General features: G+C 34.9%; 21 protein-coding genes. 5 read left to right on the forward strand and 16 right to left on the reverse strand.

Annotated elements, in window-relative coordinates; all coding sequences use genetic code 11:
• Positions 1-55: 55 nt before the first annotated feature.
• Positions 56-925 carry a neutral zinc metallopeptidase gene (locus VZL98_07650; GenBank protein ID WVH62570.1) on the reverse strand — a complete coding sequence of 290 codons (870 nt, stop codon included), beginning with the start codon at positions 923-925 and terminating at the stop codon, positions 56-58.
• 203 nt (positions 926-1,128) lie between these two features.
• On the opposite strand from VZL98_07650, the gene VZL98_07655 reads away from it, so the two are divergent.
• Positions 1,129-2,370 (forward strand): glycosyltransferase family 4 protein, encoded by a 1,242-nt coding sequence (locus VZL98_07655; protein ID WVH62571.1) that lies wholly within the window; start codon positions 1,129-1,131, stop codon positions 2,368-2,370.
• Positions 2,371-2,876: 506 nt separating this feature from the next.
• Here the strand turns inward: VZL98_07655 and VZL98_07660 are convergent.
• The 7 genes from VZL98_07660 to yedE form a co-directional block, all read right to left on the reverse strand.
• Complete coding sequence (locus tag VZL98_07660) at positions 2,877-4,181, reverse strand: thymidine phosphorylase (GenBank protein ID WVH62572.1); 1,305 nt, start codon at positions 4,179-4,181, stop codon at positions 2,877-2,879.
• Positions 4,182-4,185: 4 nt separating this feature from the next.
• A complete protein-coding gene (gene cdd / locus VZL98_07665) occupies positions 4,186-4,602 on the reverse strand; it encodes a cytidine deaminase (GenBank protein ID WVH62573.1) in 417 nt (138 codons plus the stop codon).
• Complete coding sequence (deoC, locus tag VZL98_07670) at positions 4,586-5,254, reverse strand: deoxyribose-phosphate aldolase (GenBank protein WVH62574.1); 669 nt, start codon at positions 5,252-5,254, stop codon at positions 4,586-4,588. Before deoC ends, cdd begins: the two co-directional genes overlap by 17 nt.
• Before the next feature lie 105 nt (positions 5,255-5,359).
• Positions 5,360-6,745: a tyrosine phenol-lyase gene (locus VZL98_07675; protein ID WVH62575.1), complete on the reverse strand. Its 1,386-nt coding sequence runs from the start codon at positions 6,743-6,745 to the stop codon at positions 5,360-5,362.
• A 166-nt stretch (positions 6,746-6,911) separates the two neighbouring features.
• Positions 6,912-7,136, reverse strand: a complete 225-nt coding sequence (locus tag VZL98_07680) for a DUF3343 domain-containing protein (protein ID WVH62576.1) — start codon at positions 7,134-7,136, stop codon at positions 6,912-6,914.
• Positions 7,136-7,342 (reverse strand): sulfurtransferase TusA family protein, encoded by a 207-nt coding sequence (locus tag VZL98_07685; protein ID WVH62577.1) that lies wholly within the window; start codon positions 7,340-7,342, stop codon positions 7,136-7,138. Before VZL98_07685 ends, VZL98_07680 begins: the two co-directional genes overlap by 1 nt.
• A gap of 1 nt (position 7,343) precedes the next feature.
• On the reverse strand, positions 7,344-8,405 hold the full coding sequence (yedE, locus tag VZL98_07690) for a YedE family putative selenium transporter (GenBank protein WVH62578.1): 1,062 nt from the start codon (positions 8,403-8,405) through the stop codon (positions 7,344-7,346).
• 328 nt (positions 8,406-8,733) lie between these two features.
• Between yedE and VZL98_07695 the strand changes: the two genes are divergently transcribed.
• Genes VZL98_07695 through VZL98_07705 form a run of 3 tightly spaced genes read left to right on the forward strand, consistent with a single transcriptional unit; the run spans position 8,734 to position 10,876 of the window.
• Complete coding sequence (locus VZL98_07695; protein WVH62579.1) at positions 8,734-9,381, forward strand: GntR family transcriptional regulator; 648 nt, start codon at positions 8,734-8,736, stop codon at positions 9,379-9,381.
• Between the two features lie 25 nt (positions 9,382-9,406).
• Positions 9,407-10,513: a polysaccharide deacetylase family protein gene (locus VZL98_07700; GenBank protein WVH62580.1), complete on the forward strand. Its 1,107-nt coding sequence runs from the start codon at positions 9,407-9,409 to the stop codon at positions 10,511-10,513.
• 18 nt (positions 10,514-10,531) lie between these two features.
• Entirely contained in the window at positions 10,532-10,876 is a 345-nt protein-coding gene (locus VZL98_07705; protein ID WVH62581.1) for a LysR family transcriptional regulator, read from the forward strand.
• Positions 10,877-11,064: 188 nt separating this feature from the next.
• On the opposite strand, the gene VZL98_07710 is transcribed toward VZL98_07705, so the two are convergent.
• The 8 genes from VZL98_07710 to rnr form a co-directional block, all read right to left on the reverse strand.
• A complete protein-coding gene (locus VZL98_07710; protein ID WVH62582.1) occupies positions 11,065-12,417 on the reverse strand; it encodes a hemolysin family protein in 1,353 nt (450 codons plus the stop codon).
• A gap of 159 nt (positions 12,418-12,576) precedes the next feature.
• A complete protein-coding gene (locus VZL98_07715) occupies positions 12,577-13,344 on the reverse strand; it encodes a 4Fe-4S binding protein (protein ID WVH62583.1) in 768 nt (255 codons plus the stop codon).
• Positions 13,344-14,114, reverse strand: a complete 771-nt coding sequence (locus tag VZL98_07720) for a TPM domain-containing protein (protein WVH62584.1) — start codon at positions 14,112-14,114, stop codon at positions 13,344-13,346. The genes VZL98_07715 and VZL98_07720 overlap by 1 nt, the downstream gene beginning before the upstream one ends.
• Positions 14,108-15,205: a hypothetical protein gene (locus VZL98_07725; protein ID WVH62585.1), complete on the reverse strand. Its 1,098-nt coding sequence runs from the start codon at positions 15,203-15,205 to the stop codon at positions 14,108-14,110. The genes VZL98_07720 and VZL98_07725 overlap by 7 nt, the downstream gene beginning before the upstream one ends.
• Positions 15,206-15,242: 37 nt before the next feature.
• A complete protein-coding gene (locus VZL98_07730; protein ID WVH62586.1) occupies positions 15,243-16,046 on the reverse strand; it encodes a J domain-containing protein in 804 nt (267 codons plus the stop codon).
• A gap of 10 nt (positions 16,047-16,056) precedes the next feature.
• On the reverse strand, positions 16,057-16,437 hold the full coding sequence (locus VZL98_07735) for a metallopeptidase family protein (GenBank protein WVH62587.1): 381 nt from the start codon (positions 16,435-16,437) through the stop codon (positions 16,057-16,059).
• A 22-nt stretch (positions 16,438-16,459) separates the two neighbouring features.
• Entirely contained in the window at positions 16,460-16,924 is a 465-nt protein-coding gene (gene smpB, locus VZL98_07740) for an SsrA-binding protein SmpB (GenBank protein WVH62588.1), read from the reverse strand.
• Positions 16,925-16,929: 5 nt separating this feature from the next.
• Positions 16,930-19,038, reverse strand: a complete 2,109-nt coding sequence (gene rnr / locus VZL98_07745) for a ribonuclease R (protein WVH62589.1) — start codon at positions 19,036-19,038, stop codon at positions 16,930-16,932.
• A 346-nt stretch (positions 19,039-19,384) separates the two neighbouring features.
• On the opposite strand from rnr, the gene VZL98_07750 reads away from it, so the two are divergent.
• A complete protein-coding gene (locus VZL98_07750; GenBank protein WVH62590.1) occupies positions 19,385-20,788 on the forward strand; it encodes an IS1182 family transposase in 1,404 nt (467 codons plus the stop codon).
• The last annotated feature ends 8 nt before the right edge of the window (positions 20,789-20,796 follow it).

Genomic DNA, 20,796 nt, shown 5'->3' on the forward strand with positions numbered 1-20,796 from the left:
AAGTTTAAATTAAATGACCGGTTCCCTAAAATTAAGAAACCGGTTGTTAAAATAATTATAGCTCATTAGCATTGAAGGTATCTCCATCTTGTATTGTACCTTTTTCATAACCTTTCATGAACCATCTCATTCTTTGTTCACTCGTACCATGAGTAAATGTATCTGGATTGGCTCTTCCTGCCATACTTTCCTGTATGGTATCGTCACCAACTGCCCCGGCAGCTCTAATTGCTTCTTCTATATCTCCTTCTTCTAGATAGCCCTTACCCTTAATATGCTTTGCAAATACACCTGCATAGTAATCTGCTTGAAGCTCCATCCTAACCGACAGTTCATTATATTGCTTTTGACTTAACTTTTGTCTATATTCATGCACCTGTTGGAGAACTCCAAGTTCATTCTGAACATGGTGACCAACTTCATGCGCCAACACATAGGCAAAAGCAAAATCACCGGGTGCTTTAAACTTCGACTTTAATTGATTATAAAAACTCAAATCGATGTATACACTTTTATCGGCACTACAGTAAAATGGTCCTACTTGCGAACTTGCAGCTCCACAACCACTATTAACACTTCCAGAGTAAATTACTAATTTAGGTAGAGTGTAATCTACATTTGTGCCTTTGAACATCTCTGTCCATACATCCTCAAGATCCGCAAATACAGTAGATGAAAATGCTTTTAACTCCTCTTCTTGTTCAGTTGCCTGATAATCGACATTTTGAGTTTGTTGAGTTTGGCTTCCTCCCATCATGTCGAGCACTGAGTTTAAATCTCCCCCGGATAGCAAGAATACAAGTAAGAGTATAACCAGAGAACCTCCGCCGAGTTTCATACCACCTCCGCCGAATCCTCCACCAACAGGTCTTTGACCTCTTCTGTCTTCAACATTTGAACTTTGTCTTCTTCCTTGCCATTTCATATTATACCTCCACAATCATTCCTAATTAATACCTCATCTTATTTATACCCAATTTCAAAATTTATCACATAATTATGTTATTCTTATATATAATTAAGAAATATTTAGGATTATTACAAGATTGTAGGATAAAATTCTAATATAATACTCTTTAAATAACAATAAATGTGATAGAATATAGTTATAACAATCGGAGGTGCTTTATGAAGATACTTTTAACTTCTGACTGGTTTGTGCCAGCAGTTAATGGTGTAGTAGTTTCGTTTATGAATTTATATAGAGAATTAAAAAAACAGGGTCATGATGTAAAAATATTAACTCTATCAAAATCAGATGACTCTTATATCGATGGTGATTTTTATTTTGTCAGATCATTCGGCATAAAGGTATATCCCGACGTAAGGGCGACCTTTGCCTTTAATAGCAGAATTTTAAATGAGTTAATCGACTGGAAACCTGACATAATTCATAGTCAGTGTGAATTCTTTACTTATACATTTGCGTATAGGATCGCTAAAAAAACAGGTGTACCCATAGTACACACCTACCATACACTATACGAGTACTATACTCAGTACGTCATACCTAATAAAAAACTTGGCAAGGCAATGGTATCTAAAATTATGAGATATAGGCTGAAAAATGCTGAAACCGTAATAGCCCCAACAAAAAAGGTAAAAAACACCCTATTATCTTATGAATTGAATGATAATCTGGTAATTATTCCTACAGGTATTGATTTAAGTCGATATAATAAAGTAGTCTCTAAAGAGCGTAAAGATGAAATCAGATCATCTTTAAATATCCCTGAAGATAATAAAATACTAATAAATATCGGTAGAGTTGCCGAAGAGAAAAACTTAAAAGAACTCGTAGATAATTTCGGTATGCTGCTACAAGTATACGATAAAGTTAATTTTGTAATTGTCGGTGACGGCCCATATATGTCTGAATTAAAAGAGTATGTACAATCGAAAAAATTAATGGGTAAAATAATCTTTACCGGAATGATTAACCCCGATGAAGTTGTAGACTACTACCAAACCGGAGACATCTTTATATCTGCATCTGTTAGTGAAACCCAGGGCTTAACATATGTAGAAGCATTAGCTAACTGTCTTCCTGAAGTATGTAGAGAAGACGAAGCAATAGACGAAGTAATAGAAAATGGCTATAATGGATTTACTTATAAAAATGAAGCTGAATTTATCGAATATGCAAAGAAACTGCTAACCGATGATGAGATGAGAGCCGAGTTTTCTAGAAACGCCAAAGAAAGCAGCGAAAAATTCAGCAAAGAGAATTTCGGACTTTCTGTCTACAAAGTCTATGAAGATACCATAAAACGCTTCAATCCCGATAAATATAAAGTAGATCTTCAAGATATGATTAAAAATATAAAAATTAAAAGCCAGCGACTAATAAACTGGAATAAAGATGAGTAATCAAAACTAAAAGTAAAAAGTAGTGTATCAGAATAAACTAAATTCTGATACACTATTTTTTTTATGAAAAAGGTGCAACCTACCATGAATTTTCTTTAACCCCTTTATTTATAAACAAATAAATCCCCAAAAATCAAACCTCTAATTATCATCATTTATACATTTTCTCGTTTTATCATTTCCCTATATTTCAACGCTAAAACGGGGTCAGGCTTTTATTTCTACTATTTTTTGTATAATTATAATGTGTATCCTAATGTCTAGTTTTATCATATGTTGTTTTATCTACGTTTGTCAAGCATTTATTTATACACTATATGGTATATGCATCCAAAAAATAAAATAATAGAAGCCTGACCCCCTTATTTTTGTGAAGGTTATAGTGTATGTTTTTATATTTAATATAGTTTTTTGATATGATTTTATTGTATTTAAAAAGGACTTATCGTTGTGATAGGTCCTTTTTAAATTTATTATCTTTTTGAAATAGTTCTATTTATTTATGTTTATTTACTTCCTATTATTTCAATTATCATCGGATATTCTACTAATTCACCGTCGAATGAATAGGCTTCTAGTAAAACTCTTTCAGTTTCGTCCAATCTACTTTCATCAGCGGTGTATATGGTTGCAATAGTATCTCCAAGTTCGACTGAATCACCGGTTTTCTTATATATATTTACCCCGGCTGTGAAATCCAGTACATCATCCAGTTTGGTTCTTCCTGCTCCTAGGAGTGAAGCTGCCAATCCTATTGACTCGGTATCCATTGATGTTATGACTCCGGTTTTTTGTGCTTTTATCTCTCTTTTAAATTCAGCTTTCGAGAAAGCTTCTAAATCATCAAAAACCGTAGTATCTCCACCCTGTATTTTAACGAGTTCAATAAATTTATTATATGCGGACATATCTTTTAGAGATTTTGCTGCATTATCTCTTGCTGTTTCCAATTCTTCTATACCTGCCAAGTAGATCATTTGGGCTGCAAGTTCCAAACAGATGATTTCGAGATCCTTAGGACCTGAGCCTCTTAATGTATTGACTACTTCTACGATTTCATTCCTATTACCTACAGCTTCTCCCAATGGTACATCCATATTGGTAATAAGTGCTACGGTATTTTTCTCAGCAGCCGTTCCGATATCGACCATATGCCTTGCAAGGCTTTTAGCATCTTCGATATTTTTCATAAATGCTCCACTGCCCATCTTGACGTCGAGGACTATCGCATCTGAACCTGCTGCCAGTTTTTTACTCATGATTGAAGCGGCAATAAGAGGTATGCTGTCTACGGTAGCAGTGACATCTCTTAATGCATATATTTTTTTATCTGCAGGTGCCAGATTTCCAGATTGCCCTACTATGGATACACCTATCTTATTTACAATTTGAAAGACTTCCTCTGGATCAATTTCTGTTTTAAAACCCGGTATGGATTCCATTTTATCGACGGTTCCTCCGGTATGTCCAAGTCCCCTACCTGACATTTTGCATATCTTGACTCCTCTTGAAGCGGCTATCGCAGCCACAATGAGTGTGGTCTTGTCTCCAACTCCACCGGTTGAGTGTTTGTCTACAACTACACCTTCAATTCTACTCATGTCAATGATATCGCCTGAATCGCGCATAATAAAAGTCAATTCAGACAATTCATCGTCCTTCATACCGGTAAAATAAATTGCCATCAAGAGTGCCGATACTTGATAATCGGGTATCTCGCCTTTTAAGTATCCATCAATTATAAAAGTAATTTCCTCTTTTGATAATTCATGTCCTCTCTTCTTCTTGTCGATAATGTCATAAGCACGCATTGTATCACTCCAAATCCGATGGTCCAAAGCTATATGGTAAAAGTTCACTCAATTTCATTATTTTGTACTCGTCCACTGATTTTGCAAGGATAATTTCAAACTCTTCAGGATTCGTGAATTCAACTAGAACCTGTCGACAAACTCCGCATGGTGTTACAAAATCTATAATATTCGATTTACTTCCCCCAAGGATTACAATTCTCGAAAAATTTCTATGTCCTTCACTTACTGCTTTAAAAACTGCAGTTCTCTCTGCACAATTGGTAGGACTGTAAGCTGCATTTTCTATATTTACGCCTGTATAAAGCTCTCCGGTGGCTGTTTCTAAAACTGCAGAAACATTAAACTCGGAATAAGGAGCATATGAGTATTTAATATTATCTATTGCAAGCTGTATCAGTTCCCTAATATGATCCGTCATCACTTAAACCCTTTGCAATTTTAACGATTCTACTCGTACCAAGCCTATCGGCTCCGGCTTTTATAAATGCCTCTGCATCTTCTAGTGATGAGATTCCTCCTGCAGCTTTAATTTTTACATTTTCAGAGATATGCTTTTTAAATAGTATGATGTCTTCGAGTTTTGCTCCTGATTCTGCAAATCCGGTAGATGTCTTAATATAATCAGCACCCGTTTCAGATATGATTTCACACATCTTAATCTTTTCAGCTTCGGTCAATAGAGCAGTCTCTATTATAACTTTTAGAATTCTTTCGCCGCAAAATTCCTTAATCGTTGAAATTTCAGTCTTAATCTCTTCATACTTTTTATTTTTTAAATCCGCTATATTAATAACCATGTCGATTTCATCAGCGCCATTATTTATTGCATCGACTGTTTCATATACTTTTGCCTCTGTCGTTTGATACCCCAATGGAAATCCAATTACAGTACAAATTACAGCTCTGCCTTTCAAGGTTTCATAAGCTCTGTCTACATAAGATGGCGGTATACATACAGATGCTGTTTTATATCTGATTGCATCTTCCAGTACCACTAAAATATCTTCCCAAGTTGCCGTCGGCGACAGCAATGTATGATCAACTTTTGATAATATTTTTTCTATTCGCATATATCCTCCTTAAACTCTTATTTTGAGTTTAATACATACAAAGTTTTAAGTCAAATTGATTCCAAATAAAAAGGCATCCCCGAAGGAATGCCTAATACATTCTAATTATTTTTCGTATGGTTCAAATCTAGCTGTGAAGAATCTAAGTTGTTTTGGTTCATAAGTGAATCTTAATGGCTTGATGTCTTCTTTATGCTTGAATAATTTGATAACAGCGTCAGCTACAACGTCCATATGCTTGTAAGTGTAAACTCTTCTTGGAATTGTAAGTCTTACTGTTTCAAGCTTTGGTCTATGATGTTCGCCGGTTTTGATATCTCTACCTGCAGATACTATACCTCTTTCCATAGATCTTACTCCTGATTCTACGAAAAGTGAAGCTGCTAATGATTGTGCCGGGAAGTCATCTTGCTCTAGATGTGGACAGAATCTTCTAGCATCTAGGAATACTGCGTGTCCACCAACAGGCTCAACTATTGGAACTCCAGCTTCTTTAAGAAGTTCGCCTAGGTATCTAACTTGAAGAACTCTGTGTTGGATGTATTCGAATTGCATAGCTTCTTGAAGACCGATAGCCATTGCTTCCATGTCTCTACCAGCCATTCCACCATATGAAGGCATTCCTTCGTAAACAACTACTAATTCTTTAGCTTTTAAGAATAATTCTTCATCTCTCATCGCTAAGAATCCACCGATGTTAACGATACAGTCTTTCTTACCTGACATAGTAGCACCGTCAGAATAGCTGAACATTTCTCTTACGATTTCTTTTATTGTCTTGTCTGCATAGCCTTCTTCTTGTTCTTTAATGAAGTAAGCATTTTCAACACATCTTGTAGCATCAAAGAATACTTTGATTCCGTGTTTTGCAGTAAGTTCTCTAACTTCTTTCATATTAGCCATAGAAACTGGTTGTCCACCGGCTAAGTTTACTGTAACTGCTAAACAAACATATGCTATATTTTCAGCACCTTTTTCGTTTATAAGGTTTTCAAGTTTTTTAATATCTATATTTCCTTTGAAAGGAATGCTTAATCCTGCATCATGAGCTTCGTCTCTAATGATATCTACGAAGATACCGCCATTGTGTTCTTGGTGGAATCTTGTAGTTGTGAAGTACATGTTTCCAGGTACATATTGTCCAGGTTTAATTGCTATTGAAGATAGGATATTCTCAGCACCACGTCCTTGGTGAGTAGGTACTAGATGAGGGAATCCGAATATGTCTTGAACTGTTTCTTCAAGATGTTTGAAGTTTCTACTTCCTGCATATGCTTCGTCTCCAACCATCATTCCGCCCCATTGCTTGTCAGACATTGCGTTAGTTCCACTGTCTGTAAGTAAGTCTATATATACATCTTCTGAAGGTAGTAAGAAAGTATTGTAACCAGATTCCTTCATTACTCTTTCTCTCTCAGCTTTATCTACCATTTTTACTGTTTCAACAACTTTTACTCTGTACGGTTCAGCGGGATATTTTTTGTAATCCATTTAAAAAGACCTCCAATTAAAATTTTATGTTGCGATGCATTATGCATTACGCTTTATTATAGTATATACTCTATGAAAACATTTGTCAACAAAAAATTAATCTTTTTTCAAACTTTTTCAAAAAAAGACGAAGTTTGAAATCTTCGTCTTTTGCTTAGGCTAAACTCTATTTATTGTCATATAATTCATGATAGAACAAGTTTTTTTCACTTATTAATAATTCTACTTTTATTAAATCGTTTTTTTTTATTGCCGCACATGTCCCACAAGAAGAACTGAATCTTCTGGGAACAGGCATAAGTTTTACATAAATATTGCTGTTTTTTAACTCTTTTTCAAACCTTAGAGCTTCACTTATAGTGTCAAATGTAAAATAATAACCAATTTCCATTATTTTTTCCCAATTATCGTATAATAGTCCCCGGTTTCTTTTACATCCACATTATATCCATTTTCTTTTAAGTATCTGCTAACATTCTCTTTAGATACATTGGTGTCAACTAAAATTTCCAATTCCGCATTACCTTCTTTTACAGCATTCATTGTCCTAATTACAGGTTCAGGACAGGAGTAACCCCTAACATCTATTTCTTTCATACTATCCCTCCGCTCTTTTATTAGTATAGATATATGCAATAATCGTACATAGAATCAAACCGATAATAACAGCTATTCTTCCGTTTAAAGGTGCACCTTTAGGGGATGCAGCAAGTCCAAAGTTATGAGCTATGGCAGCTCCTATCAATAGTCCAAAAATTGTAATACCGGCATCTGCATCTCCATCTCCTGCAAGTATGGTCTGTCTAATAGGACATCCGCCTAGAAGAATACCTGCAAATCCAACAAGTGTCATACCTAAAAAGTTCCAAATATGTTCAGAATGTGCAACTGGTTGTCCTTCGAAGCCCAATTTAAAGCTTCCGCCAAAAGTCAGATTTCCTATAAGTGCAGCTATAAAAATACCAATAATACCGTACATAAAGTGCATGTCTTTAATCAGGAATAAATCCCTAAATGCTCCTGCTGAACAAACTCTGGTTCTCTGTAAAAGTATGCCTGTGATAATTCCGGCTACCAGTGAAATAAGGATTGGTGCATGCATAGAGCCAGGCCCTTCTTCAGAAAATAGTATGAATTCGAGTTTCAATACTAGAAAGACTAATAGCATAACAGCAAATAGCGGCATAATATATCCTACTATTTGAAGTTCTTTCTTATTTCTACCAAGAGTATAACCATTTTTCAAGAAATAAAGTCCTACCATTATTCCAACGACAAATCCTAATGTTCCTATAAGTGCGTTTAAATCACCATTTGCAAGTCTTAGTATCATTCTAAGTGGACAACCTAAAAATACCAAGGCTCCAATAGCCATAAATACTCCAAGCAAAAATCTTATAAGTGGAGATGATCCTCCTCTGGCTTTAAAATCTTTGCTGAACATAGATGAAGCAAAAGCTCCGAAAACAAATCCGATAATCTCAGGTCTTATGTATTGCACTGCGGCCGCTCTGTGGAGTCCGAGAGCTCCGGCAATGTCTCTCCAGAAACAAGCAACACAAATCCCCATGTTTCCGGGATTACCTTGTTTTACTAAAAACACAGCCAAGAGGCCTATGATTCCACCGCCCAGCAGCATCTTCAGTTTTTCATTTTTCATATTACTACCTCCTTAGTATTTGTATTTATATCAATATCTATTATATCTCTATTTTTCAGTTTCCTTTATTCGTTTTGTTTATGCTATTATTAGCATTTCTTATGAAATGAATATTTTATTTTAATATATATCCTGCTTGCGATGCATTATCGATTTTTCTATGTTATAATTATACATATATTTAATGCATTAAATATGAATTAGTAATTATCAGCTTTTTATCTATCATTAGGACATTTTTATACTTACAACGAGATAACTAATTTATATTTTAGAGCATTGTTTCGTTTTGGATATACTTTGATTTTTATACGGAAAGAGAGATAATATGAGAATAGTCAGAAAGTCATTAAGCGATCAGATATACGAGATATTAAAAAGAGATATTCTTACCGGTAAGATAAAATTCGGTGAGATGCTTATAAATCGAGACTTACAAAATAGATTTGATGTAAGTTCAACTCCGGTTCGGGATGCTATCTTAAAACTACATACAGATGGTCTCATCGATTCTATTGAAAGAACCGGATCAAAGGTAATAGATTTTACACTGGACTTTGCACTAGAGGTCAATGAAGTCCTAATGTATATTGTACAATGGGGTATGATTTCCGCTTTTAAAAAAGGAGACATCGATAGTATATCGAATGAAACTTTCCAAAATATAGAATTTCAAAGGGAACATTTAGGAACAGAAAGATATTTTGATTATGATTATAAATTTCATAAGACATTTGTCGATCATTCTAAAAATTCCAGATTAATAAAACTCTTTAAAGAATACAATGTACTACATGAAGTTCTGGTCAGAACTTTTTACACGCCTCAAAATACCGCCGATAAACAAGGTGTATCGATTCAAAAACACGTTGATATTGCCAATGCCTTTAAAAATAAAGATATTGATTTGGCAATAAAGCTTACGGAAGAACATTATCACCTGGCAGAGGAATTATTTAAAGAAAATCTAAAATAATAGATATCGAATAGGGGGAATTCTATTGAAATATATATTACTTTCATTGATTCTTTTACTCACTGCTTGCACTCCAAAAGCAGCTGATGAAAAAGTAAATACAACTCAAAATATAGTCGATACCAAAGAAGATAATAAAAGTACCGATACTTCAAAAAATGATAAAGAAACAGATGTCAAAACCGACGAAAACCTTGATAATCAAACAGCCGAAGTTAAGGAAGGTAGTGCTCAAAAAGTTGATATATCTCTTAAGCCAAATGAAGCCGGTAAAATCATGGTTTTAATGTATCACAATATCGGAACTGAAGAGGAAGAGTGGGTAAGAACTCCTGAGAATTTTAAAAAGGATTTGGAAACCCTTTACGAAAAAGGATATATTCCAATTAGCTTAAAGGATTATGTAAGTGGTAATATTCATACACCTGCAGGAAAAACACCCTATGTTTTAACTTTTGACGATACCAATGAGAACAACTTCAGATATCTTTCGGACGGCAGCATCGATCCTAATTGTGCAGTCGGCATACTTTTAGAATTTGCAAAAAAACATCCTGATGTTAAGCCTTATTGTACCTTCTTTGGAAATGGCGAGATTCCGTTCAGAGTTACCGGCCAGGAAAAAGAAAAAGTTAATTTCTTAATTAAAAATCATATGGACCTTGGAAACCATACTGTCAACCATCCTGATTTAACAGAGATGAAACCTGAATCTGTACTATATGAAGTCGGACGACAAGCGAAATATCTAACTTCACTATTTGATGGAAACTACGAAGTAAACACACTTGCACTCCCCTTTGGATCAAGACCTACTGATTCTGAGGCCGAAGCAAAAATCTTCAGTGGAGAATACGAAGGATTTAATTATAAGAATATAGCCGTACTGAATGTAGGTTGGGATCCTTATTTTTCTCCATATCATACGGAGTTTAATCCTCATCATATCCATAGGATAAGGGCAAGTGAAATACATGTAGATGGAGTAGGACTATACGATTGGTTAAAACATTTTGATGAAAATCCAGAAGCAAGATTTATATCGGATGGCTTTCCCAATATAGTAACCATTAAATCCGATGCTGTAGATCAAATTACGAATATTGGTGAAAGAGAACTATTTATTTATTAATATAGAAAAGAGAGGTATATGAAAAATATAAGTGTTTCTACTAAGATAATCATCTCTACTTATGAAGACGAAAATAGACCTGGTAGTTTTGGTCCGGGCATTGTATATCTTTTAAATGGTATCAAAGAAACCGGATCAATGAATCAAGCCACTAAAGAGATGAATATGGCATATAGTAAGGCTTGGAGAATAATCAAAGAGGCTGAAACAATGCTTGGCTTTAAACTCCTGGAACGTTATACAGGCTCAAAAGGATCTACACTTACAAAGGAAGCAGAAGATATTTTAGAACTCTATGAAGAAATAAAAAGAGAAATAGATGCTGCAGCCAATAATGTTATAAAAAAATATCAGAGTAAATAAATCATCCGCTTGGTAAGCAAATATCATTTGCCAAGCGGATTTTTTTGTGCCCTATAAGGTATTTATCAACATCTCGGATTATCAGAATTTTAGGTGTTTTAATTAATTTCATATGATCAAACATAGTATTTACTCATTATAAATGTACCAAAAAAATAGGAGCTGTAAAATTCATACAGCTCCTCTACTTACTCATCTACTACTGATTCTTCGATGTCTTCAGGTATATCTACCTTGGCTTTTTGAATTCTATTATCCTCTACTTCTACGATAGTAAAAGTCAAGCCATCGACTACTACGCTTGAGTTGTCACCTGATTCAGGTATATAACCCAGTTCTGTTATCATAAGTCCTCCTACAGAATCGTAGTCCTCCGTCTGTTCATCTAGATGCAGTCCAAGTCTTTGATTTAAATCCATAATCGAAAGTGAACCTTTTACTAAGAAAGATCTGGAATTCACTTGAGTTACCTCAGGATCATCGTGATCGTACTCGTCATCAATCTCTCCTACGATTTCCTCTATCAAGTCTTCCATCGTTACAATTCCTGAGAATCCGCCATATTCGTCAATTAGTATTGCAATATGGTTTCTCGATGCCTTAAGATCCATGAATAAATCGTTTATATTTTTTCTCTCATGTACAAAATATGCCGGCCTTATGATCTCTCTTAAGTCAACTCCTTTGAAGCCTTCTTCATATGTCGATTTTAAAAGGTCCTTAACATATAAAATACCTATGATATTATCGACATTGTCTTCGTAGACTGGTATTCTTGAGTATTGAAGCCTCATTAATTCTTCGAGATAATCTTCCAGCGGATCATTTACATCTATCATAAAGACTTCCGTCCTGGCTGTCATAATCTCCTCAGCCAGTTTATCGTCAAATACTATTATAGAATCAATCATATTTTTCTCAACGGGATTAATAACACCCTGTTCTTGCCCCACATTGACGATGGCTTTAAGGTCCTCCATTGTAACTTTTTCTTCCACGCCCTCTAAACTAATTCCCATAAGTTTCAAAACGAAGTTTGTAGACACGGAAAGAAGTGCTACGAAAGGTCTGGTAATTTTCGAGAAGAGATTTATTGCACCAACTGAAAACATTGCAAATTTTTCAGATGACTGAAGAGCAACTCTCTTTGGTACCAGTTCTCCAAATACAAGTGTGAAAAACGAAAGTATTATCGTTACGACAACAAGCGCAATTCTCTCAGAGTATATAACTCCAACATTACTCAGGAAATTTCCAAACTTTTGAGAGATTCCCGTTGCAGCATATGCAGCAGAAAACAGGTTTGCAAATGTTATTCCAACTTGTATTGTAGAAAGGAATTTCGATTGTTCCTTTCTTAAATTAAGTATTAATTGTGCTTTTTTATTACCCTTCTCTGCTTTTTCATTTAATCTATTCCTGTCAACAGCAATCATTGCCATTTCAGAAGCAGCAAAAAAAGCATTTATCATGGTAAGTATAATAAGTAGTAATATTTGAAAATATATCGCCGGTCCGGAATCGGGATCCATTGCGTTCATTCCTCCCTAAATAGACACATAATGTATCAAAATGTTAATTGTAGTATTTAATAAATTCAAATTTATTTTATTGTAGATTTTCTCTGACTGATAATTGAACGTTTTTTGAATTTCAATACTATCCATACAATAATATCACAAATAAAGTACTATTATCAACTATAAAAATATTTCAGGTTCTTTTCTAGGCTCTGCAAAGTTTTCTTCTAAATGAGCTATGAGTTTAAGTAATGCTTCATCATCTGCAAATCTAACATTGGTCGGGCATCTCTTGACACATGCCATGCAGTGCAGACAATCGATTATCATCTCTTTTGGAAGTTCTCCATCAGGATTGATTATCCCGACGGGACAAACCATACTGCATACTCCGCAGCTTATACATCCGTCGCTTGGGTATGGAGCCCAAGTACTTACTCCCACTCCTTCACGGTATGGATAATCACCGGGGATCTTAGGCGGGATGTCATCAGGCGTCAATAATTGTAAAATGTCTACAAATGCATCTACCATTTCCAAATCCGCTTCATCCGGTCTGCCGCCTGCAATTTTTGAACTATAAGTATGCTCTGCAACAAATGCAGCTGCAGCAATGACATTAAAATCTCTTTCAGAGAGCATCTCATACATTTCGAAAAGTGCATCATCATAATGTCTATTACCATATACTCCGATAATTATCGCATAGTTTTCGTCTCCATAAACATCCTCTAATCTATCAAAATAAACATCGGGTACCCGTCCTGCATATACCGGAAAAGCGAATAAAACCATCGTTTCATCGTCAAACTCTAAATTCGAAGCACTTTTACCGGTTGTTAATTCAATTATTTCAGAATCTTCAAAATGTTTTGAAAATCGTCTTACAACCTTTAATGTACTTCCGGTTGGACTAAACACTAAAGCTACAAGTTTTTTGCCAATCATTAGAATTTCCTTCCTCCTCCACCATAAGTTCTTCCACTTCCGGTTGAAGATGACCTCGTGGTAGTTCCACCTCCACCTCGCCATCCTCCGCCTTTACCGGTATTACGCGGAATTACTCTGGTAACAACTCGGGTGTCTAACAATTTATCATCTAACGAAGCAAAATTCACTATCGAATTATTCCTAAAACTAAATTCAACCGGCTGAGTCCTGGCTTTGTACTTAGATTTTACTGCACCAAAGAAACCTCCACCTGCACCAATTGCTCCCAGAGCACTGATACCCATATCAAGAGGAGATAGATAATTACCCCTTAAATAGACATTAAGCTTCTTTAAATAGGCAACTGCCGAATCATAGTACCTGCCGTCTTTTAACCCATTGTCGAAAACTGAATCCAAAAGTCCCTCTACTTTGGAATCGTTAATTTTATCCTTGCCTCTTCCTTCGGTGATGATAAATATCTCCCTATTGTCCATATCGTACATTACGAAGACTCCACTGCCATTTGATCCAAAACCATTGTTTTCATAAAAATAATCACTGTATTGCATCGTGGTCATGCCATTTGTACTATTTGTAGTTCCAATACCGATATCCAAATCGTATTTTGCACTCATCTCTTCTGCTATTTTGGTTAAATCTTCGAGTTCGGATGAGCTGAAGAGCCCTGCATTATCGATTACTTTAACGATACTTGAAGCACTGGCTCCGGTACATAAAATCATTAATATCAATGCGCTCATGAACAGTCTCTTTATAGTTACCATATCAGTAAACCCCCTATCAATAAGACGGCAAGTACAGCTGCAAAGATTGCAACCGCATTTACGGAAAGTTTCTTATAATCCAGTGGAAGCTCCCCAAATGACTTTCCGGTCTGTCCATTTACAGCATATATATAGGTCTTACCGCCAAAATTATATGTTAAAATCCACACGGGTAAGAGTATATAAGTCCATCTATTTATCTTAGCATTTACTTCGGATTTTTTTATATCTACCGAACGATATCTCGAAACAGTGTCCTTTAGTAGATTATTGGTATAGATTTCAGCTCTGTCTTCCACTGTTTTCTTTAGATCATCCGATTTGATATCGTATTTTTCCGAAAAAAATCCATTTAAATAGGATACATCAAAGTCAACTGCTTTAGATTCATCATATGGAGTTATCGTTTTTAAGAGGTCGTGATCTATCTTTTTAAGGGCTATTTCCGTAATATTTTCCACTTTTATATCGCCCTGTCTACTGATATCGAATTTTTTGTATTCCGTATATTCCGTGTCTCCTACTCTCCATACTCGCACTGCCGTCCCTGTTCCTTGATAATCTACCTGTGCGTCTGTTTCAGCCATCCAGTTGGGAACATATAGACCTGTCATCTTTTCAAGCTGTGATTTACTATAGAATTCTTTAGGAACGAACTTGAACTTTTTGGACCAATTTATAAATTTATTTAACGCTTTTTCCTTATCAAAAGTAAAAGGGATGACTTTGTCCGGTCTAAACTCTCCTGATATCCTATCTGTCAAGATAACGGGATTATGACAATAATAACAGAATGTCGTAGAAGTCGTTTCTTCCGTTACCACATTTGCACCACAACTGTTACAAGTATACTCTGATAAATGCTCCTCAAAAGCACTTTGTTCCGTTTCAAACTCTTCAGTATGTTCATGATAATGATCGTGTTGATGTTCGTGATCATGCTCAGTTTCCTCAAACTCACCTTTAGTAAGCACCTTCAGCTCTTCATTTGTAAACTCACTCAAGCAATAATCACATTTGTTTTTTTGTATATTCGGTTCAAAATGTAATGGCCCGCCGCAATTAGGACATTTGATGGTTTTAGTACTCATTTATTTCACCCTCTCATACTTAAAATATGGATACTTTTTAGTTTTGCATAAGCTGTTTATATCTATTTATATTTTCTTCTGACAGGAACTCAAATGCAGCATTTATTTCTTGGAATTTAGTGGTAGCATCAGGACTTGGATTCAAATCTGGATGATAGGTTTTTGCAAGTTTCCTATAAGCGAGTTTTATCTGATAAAAATCAGAATTATGTGGTACACCTAAGGTGTCACATGCCGCTTCAAATTTCTTTTTAAATTCGTCTAGAGGATGTTGATAATATCCTCCTCCCGTCTGTCCGGTATAACCACCTGTATATCCGCCCGTGTAGCCACCGGTATAACCTCCGTAACCTCGTCCTCTTTGAGCTTGTTCGAAAAATTCTCTAAATACCTGCTCCCACATTTCCTCTTCTTGTCTTTGTCTTTCCTGTTGTGCCCTTCTATAGTTTTCTTCCTGCATCTCTCTGTATGCTCTACCATAATCTTCAAAATTCGAATGTACTTTTTTTCCCGTTTTATAATATTCAGACTTATCGTTCAAATACTCGGTTACTGTATACTGCTGATACCTTAGGAATGATATGAACTTTGAACCAAGTAGAGGAAAGACTATAAAGAATATTATAGCCAGGATTACAGCCGGATGTAGAAGTAAAATTAAAAATGGTGAAAAGAAAATAAATAAACACCCCACCAATAGTAGTGAAATAATTATTCTCTTGATTCCCTCTACTATTCCGACCAAGAAGTCCAAAATTATAATAAAGACTTCAAAAAAACCATATAAAAAAGCTGATAATCCGCTTAAAAAACCACCGTAAAATCTACTTATAGGATTCAATACGCCACCCCTAATAACCTCTATTTTTTCTATACTCTTCTAAATTAATACTGTCTTCAATTTCAAGATCTCTAAGTCCTGCCAAACCTTCTAAATGGTGTACAAATTCATGTACTAGAGTCTCTCTCAGTTTTTCTTTTAATTCATCTTCCGATAAATAATGAAAAACTCTTTTAAAGGATCCATAATATATTTTTATATATCTACCCATACCCGAGCGATGATACTCGCCCAAGATGAATAAATCATTATAAATAGCATCCTCACTTATCTTCTCATCAGGAAGCAGTACTATACCGCCATTTAACTTATTAAAAAATTCACTGGGCAGTTCTTCGGCAATCTCGTCCAGAATTTCGTGCATCCTATCTATGGAGATAAATTCATTCATAACTATTCTCCTCTAAAACTAACTAATACTCCTTGAGTGCTCTGTCTATTCTCCTTTGTGCATCCTTTTTGGCTTGAGTTTCTCTCTTGTCGTAGAGTTTTTTACCCTTTACCAATGCTATATCTATTTTCACAAGTCCCTCTCTAATATTTACCGAAAGAGGAACTATAGTATAACCTGCAGTTGTGACCTGCCCAAATAATTTATTTATTTGTGCTTTATGAAGGAGAAGTTTCCTTGTTCTAACCGGGTCGAGATTGTATATATTGCCATGATCATAAGGGCTTATATGCATCCCTTGTATAAACATCTCTCCATCAACAATCGTACAGAAAGCTTCTTTTATCGAGACTTTACCTTGCCTAATCGACTTTACTTCCGTACCACTTAAAACAATTCCTGCTTCATAAATATCTTCAATAAAATACTCATGTCTAGCCTTTCTATTATTTGCTACTACTCTATTTTTACCCTTTTCTTTACTCAAAATCCTCACCACTTTACTAATTCAAAATTAATCTCACTTCTAGTCTCGTTAACTCCCACGACTCTTATTCGTATTTTATTACCCAGTTTTATCTGTCTTCCTGTTTTTTCTCCGAATATCACATATTTATCACTGTCAAAATAGTAATAATCGTCATTTAAATCTCTAAAATGTATTAAACCTTCAACAGTATTTTCAAGCTGTACAAATATACCGAAAGAGGTTAGAGAACTTACGATTCCATTGAATTCTTGTCCAATAAACTTCTTCATATATTGCATCTTAAGAAGTGATTCAACTTCTCTTTCAGCTTCTTCAGCATTTCTCTCCGTTTCAGAAACATGTTCGGCAATCTTATCAAGTCTTTCGATATCCTTTAAATCATAATTCATGTTCAAACTCTCATCTACAGCATTTTTGAAAAATCTATGAATTACAAGATCTGAATACCTTCTTATCGGTGCCGTAAAATGAGTATAATGTGTTGAAGCTAGTCCAAAATGTATATCAGCCTCACTACTGTATCTGGCTTTTCTCAAAGACCTTAAAAGTAGAGTTCCTATTATTGTTTCCTCAGGTTTTCCATCAACTTCCTTGAGGAGCTCGCTGAAATCTTTGGAATGAATCTCCTTGCCCTTGAAACGGTAACCCAAATTATGCATTAATACTTCAAAAGATTTTATTCTCTCACTGGAAGGCTCCTCGTGTATTCTATAAATAAAAGGATAATCCATATAACCAAAATGACTTGCAACCGTCTCATTTGTAACTATCATAAACTCTTCGATAATCCTATTTGCGACTCTTCTCTCCAAGACACCAACGTCTATAACTTCGCCTTCATCGTTGAATTCAAAATGAGTTTCTCTCAGATTAAAATCGATGGCTCCTCTTCTCTCTCTCATTTCCTTTAATATAATATAAAGTTCTTCCATGAGTTTGAGGGACATTTTTAAATCTTCGTCACCATATACATCATTTATCCCCTCAAGCAAATCGGAAACATCGTCGTATATCAGCCTGAAACTGCTCTTTATAAAGGATTTATAGAATTTATAGTCCTCTACCTTTCCCTCGCTGTCAATTTTCATCTCCACCGTATGCGTAAGTCTGATTACATTAGGTTTTAAACTGCATAATTCGTTGGAAAGTTCTTCAGGCAGCATTGGAATTACTCTATCGAGCATATATACGGAATTCCCTCTTTTATAGGCTTCTGCATCTATCGCTGTACCCGGCTTAACATAATTGGCTACATCAGCTATATGGACGTATAAAATATAATTATCCCCATCTTTTTTTATCGATATTGCATCGTCAAAATCTTTAGCATCTTCACCGTCTATGGTAACTACAAAGTGATTTGTGAAATCTGTCCTACCTACAAGTTCGCTATCTTTGACTTCTGACCCAAGCCTTCTTGCTTCTTCAATGACTTTTGCCGGAAAGATATAAGGGAGGTTGAATTGTCTTGCAATAGAGGTAATCTCAATTCCCTTCTCGGTTTTATGCCCAATTACCTCTGTAACGACACCTTCAGGGTTTTTATCTCCTACTGCTCTCTTTTGTACGACGACTACAACCTTGTCATGATGTTTTGCACCTTTCAGGTTTTCAGGCTTAACAAATATATCTGTTGAAAACTTCGAATTGTTCGGTTCTACAAAATAATACTTGCCCTCTTTTACCAGGGTTCCTACAATTTCAACTCCATTCTCAGAGAGTATTTTAATTACCTCTCCCTCTCTCCTCATACCATCTTCGGCATTTCTGGTAATCCTGATTATTACTTTATCTCCATGCATAGCACCTTTTATTCCATTTGGTGGAATGAAAACGTCCGGAGAAGAAGGATCTGAACTTTCAAAAAAACCGAATCCGCCGGCATTTCCAATAAATTGACCGACAAGTGCATTTTCGTTCATGTCAACCGGTAGATATTTACCTTTTTTTGATAGATAAACACTGCCATCTTTTTCCATATCTATAAGTGCCTTGAAAAAGCTCCTATAGTCGTCGACATCTATAGCAAAATTCTTGGCTAATTGTTCTTTGGTCTCTCCCATGTACTCACTCGAGTTAATATACTCCAATAATTTATCTTTTAAACCCATTTTACTGTCCTTTCATCACTAAAATTAACTAATAATCATACTGTATTTATTATACCCTATTTACGCTATTTAATAGCTATTTTAAAAAATCCGGCTCTTTTTTTAATATATTTTTAACTAATCATTTAATATGTAAAATAAAAAACGGCCATTCGGCCGTTACAGACTGTTGACAAAGCATAGCTAGAAAAAATTTCTAGCTGTGCTTTTTTTGTTCTAAAAATGCCATATTATGTGTAGTTTAAGCCGTTTTGGGTATATATAACACTAAGAGAGAGGTGTTAATATGCTATTTAAAAATTCTAAAAACAAAGTTGATCAAGTTCAAATGATTTCAATAGATTAAATGGTTCCCGAAGATCATATACTTAGAAAAATAGATAAATACATTAAATTTGATTTCATATATGAATTAGTTGAAGATTTGTACTGTCTTGATAACGGACGACCTAGTATAGATCCCGTTGTTTTGCTTAAGATTACCTTAATCCAATACCTTTTCAACATAAAAAGCATGAGACAAACAATTAAAGATATTGAAGTAAATCTTGCTTACAGATGGTTTTTAGGTTTTGATTTTTACGATAAAATACCTCATTTCACAACTTTTAGTCAAAACTACAGAAGAAGATTTAAAGATACAAACATATTTGAAGATATTTTTCAAAACATACTACTACAAGCCATTGAAGAAGGCTTAGTTGATACAAATATCCAATTTGTTGACTCAACACATGTTAAAGCACATGCCAATAGGTATAAGGTTGTTAAAGTAAAAGTGAAAAAAGAGGTAAAATACTATCAAAAAAAGTTAGAAAAAGAAATAAACGAAGATAGAAAAAAACATGATAAAAAGCCATTTGATCCTAAAGATAAAGATGAAGAACTAAAAGAAGTAACAAAAAGCACAACAGATCCTGAAGCAGGACTATTCCATAAAGGTGAACATAAAGAAGTATTTGCATACAGCGTACAGACATCATGTGATAAAAATGGATGGATATTAGGTTTTAAATCATATCCTGGAAACTTACACGATGGAACAACATTTAAAGATTTCTTTGATGAAAAGTTAAAACGATTGAACCCTAAAAAACTAGTTATGGATGCAGGCTACAAATTCCCGGCAATAGCGAAAGAACTGTTTGATGATGGAGTATTTCCAGTATTTCCATACACAAGGCAAAAAACAAAACCAAAACTAGAAAACCCATTCTACAAAAGAGATTTTGTGTATGACGAATACTACAACTGTTACCTTTGTCCAGCAAATGAAGTATTAGGATACTCAACCACAAATAGAGAAGGATATAGGCAGTACAAGAGCAACCCAAAGATCTGTGTAAACTGTGGGTACCTAGGAAGGTGTACAAGTAGTAAAAAACACCAAAAGATAATAACTAGACATATCTGGCAAGATTATCTTGATATCTCAGAAGAATACCGGTATACATATAAAGGGAAAGCAGAGTATAAAAAGAGAAAAGAAACAATAGAAAGGCAATTTGGGAGTGCAAAGGAATATCATGGATTTAGATATACCAATATGGTAGGTATAAAGAAAATGGATATGAAAGCAGCACTTACTTTTGCGACCCTAAATATGAAAAAGTTAGCAATAATCTTAAGTAAAAGAGATAAAAAACCACCAAAAAATAATGGTGTTTTAAGAAAAATATTGAACTTTGCTAATAGATTTGTCAAAATAGAGCAAACCCTGATTTTTAATCAGGGTTTGTCTTCAGTCTGAAACGGCCA

Source organism: Peptoniphilaceae bacterium AMB_02 (assembly GCA_036321625.1).
Classification (GTDB): domain Bacteria; phylum Bacillota; class Clostridia; order Tissierellales; family Peptoniphilaceae; genus Microaceticoccus; species Microaceticoccus formicicus.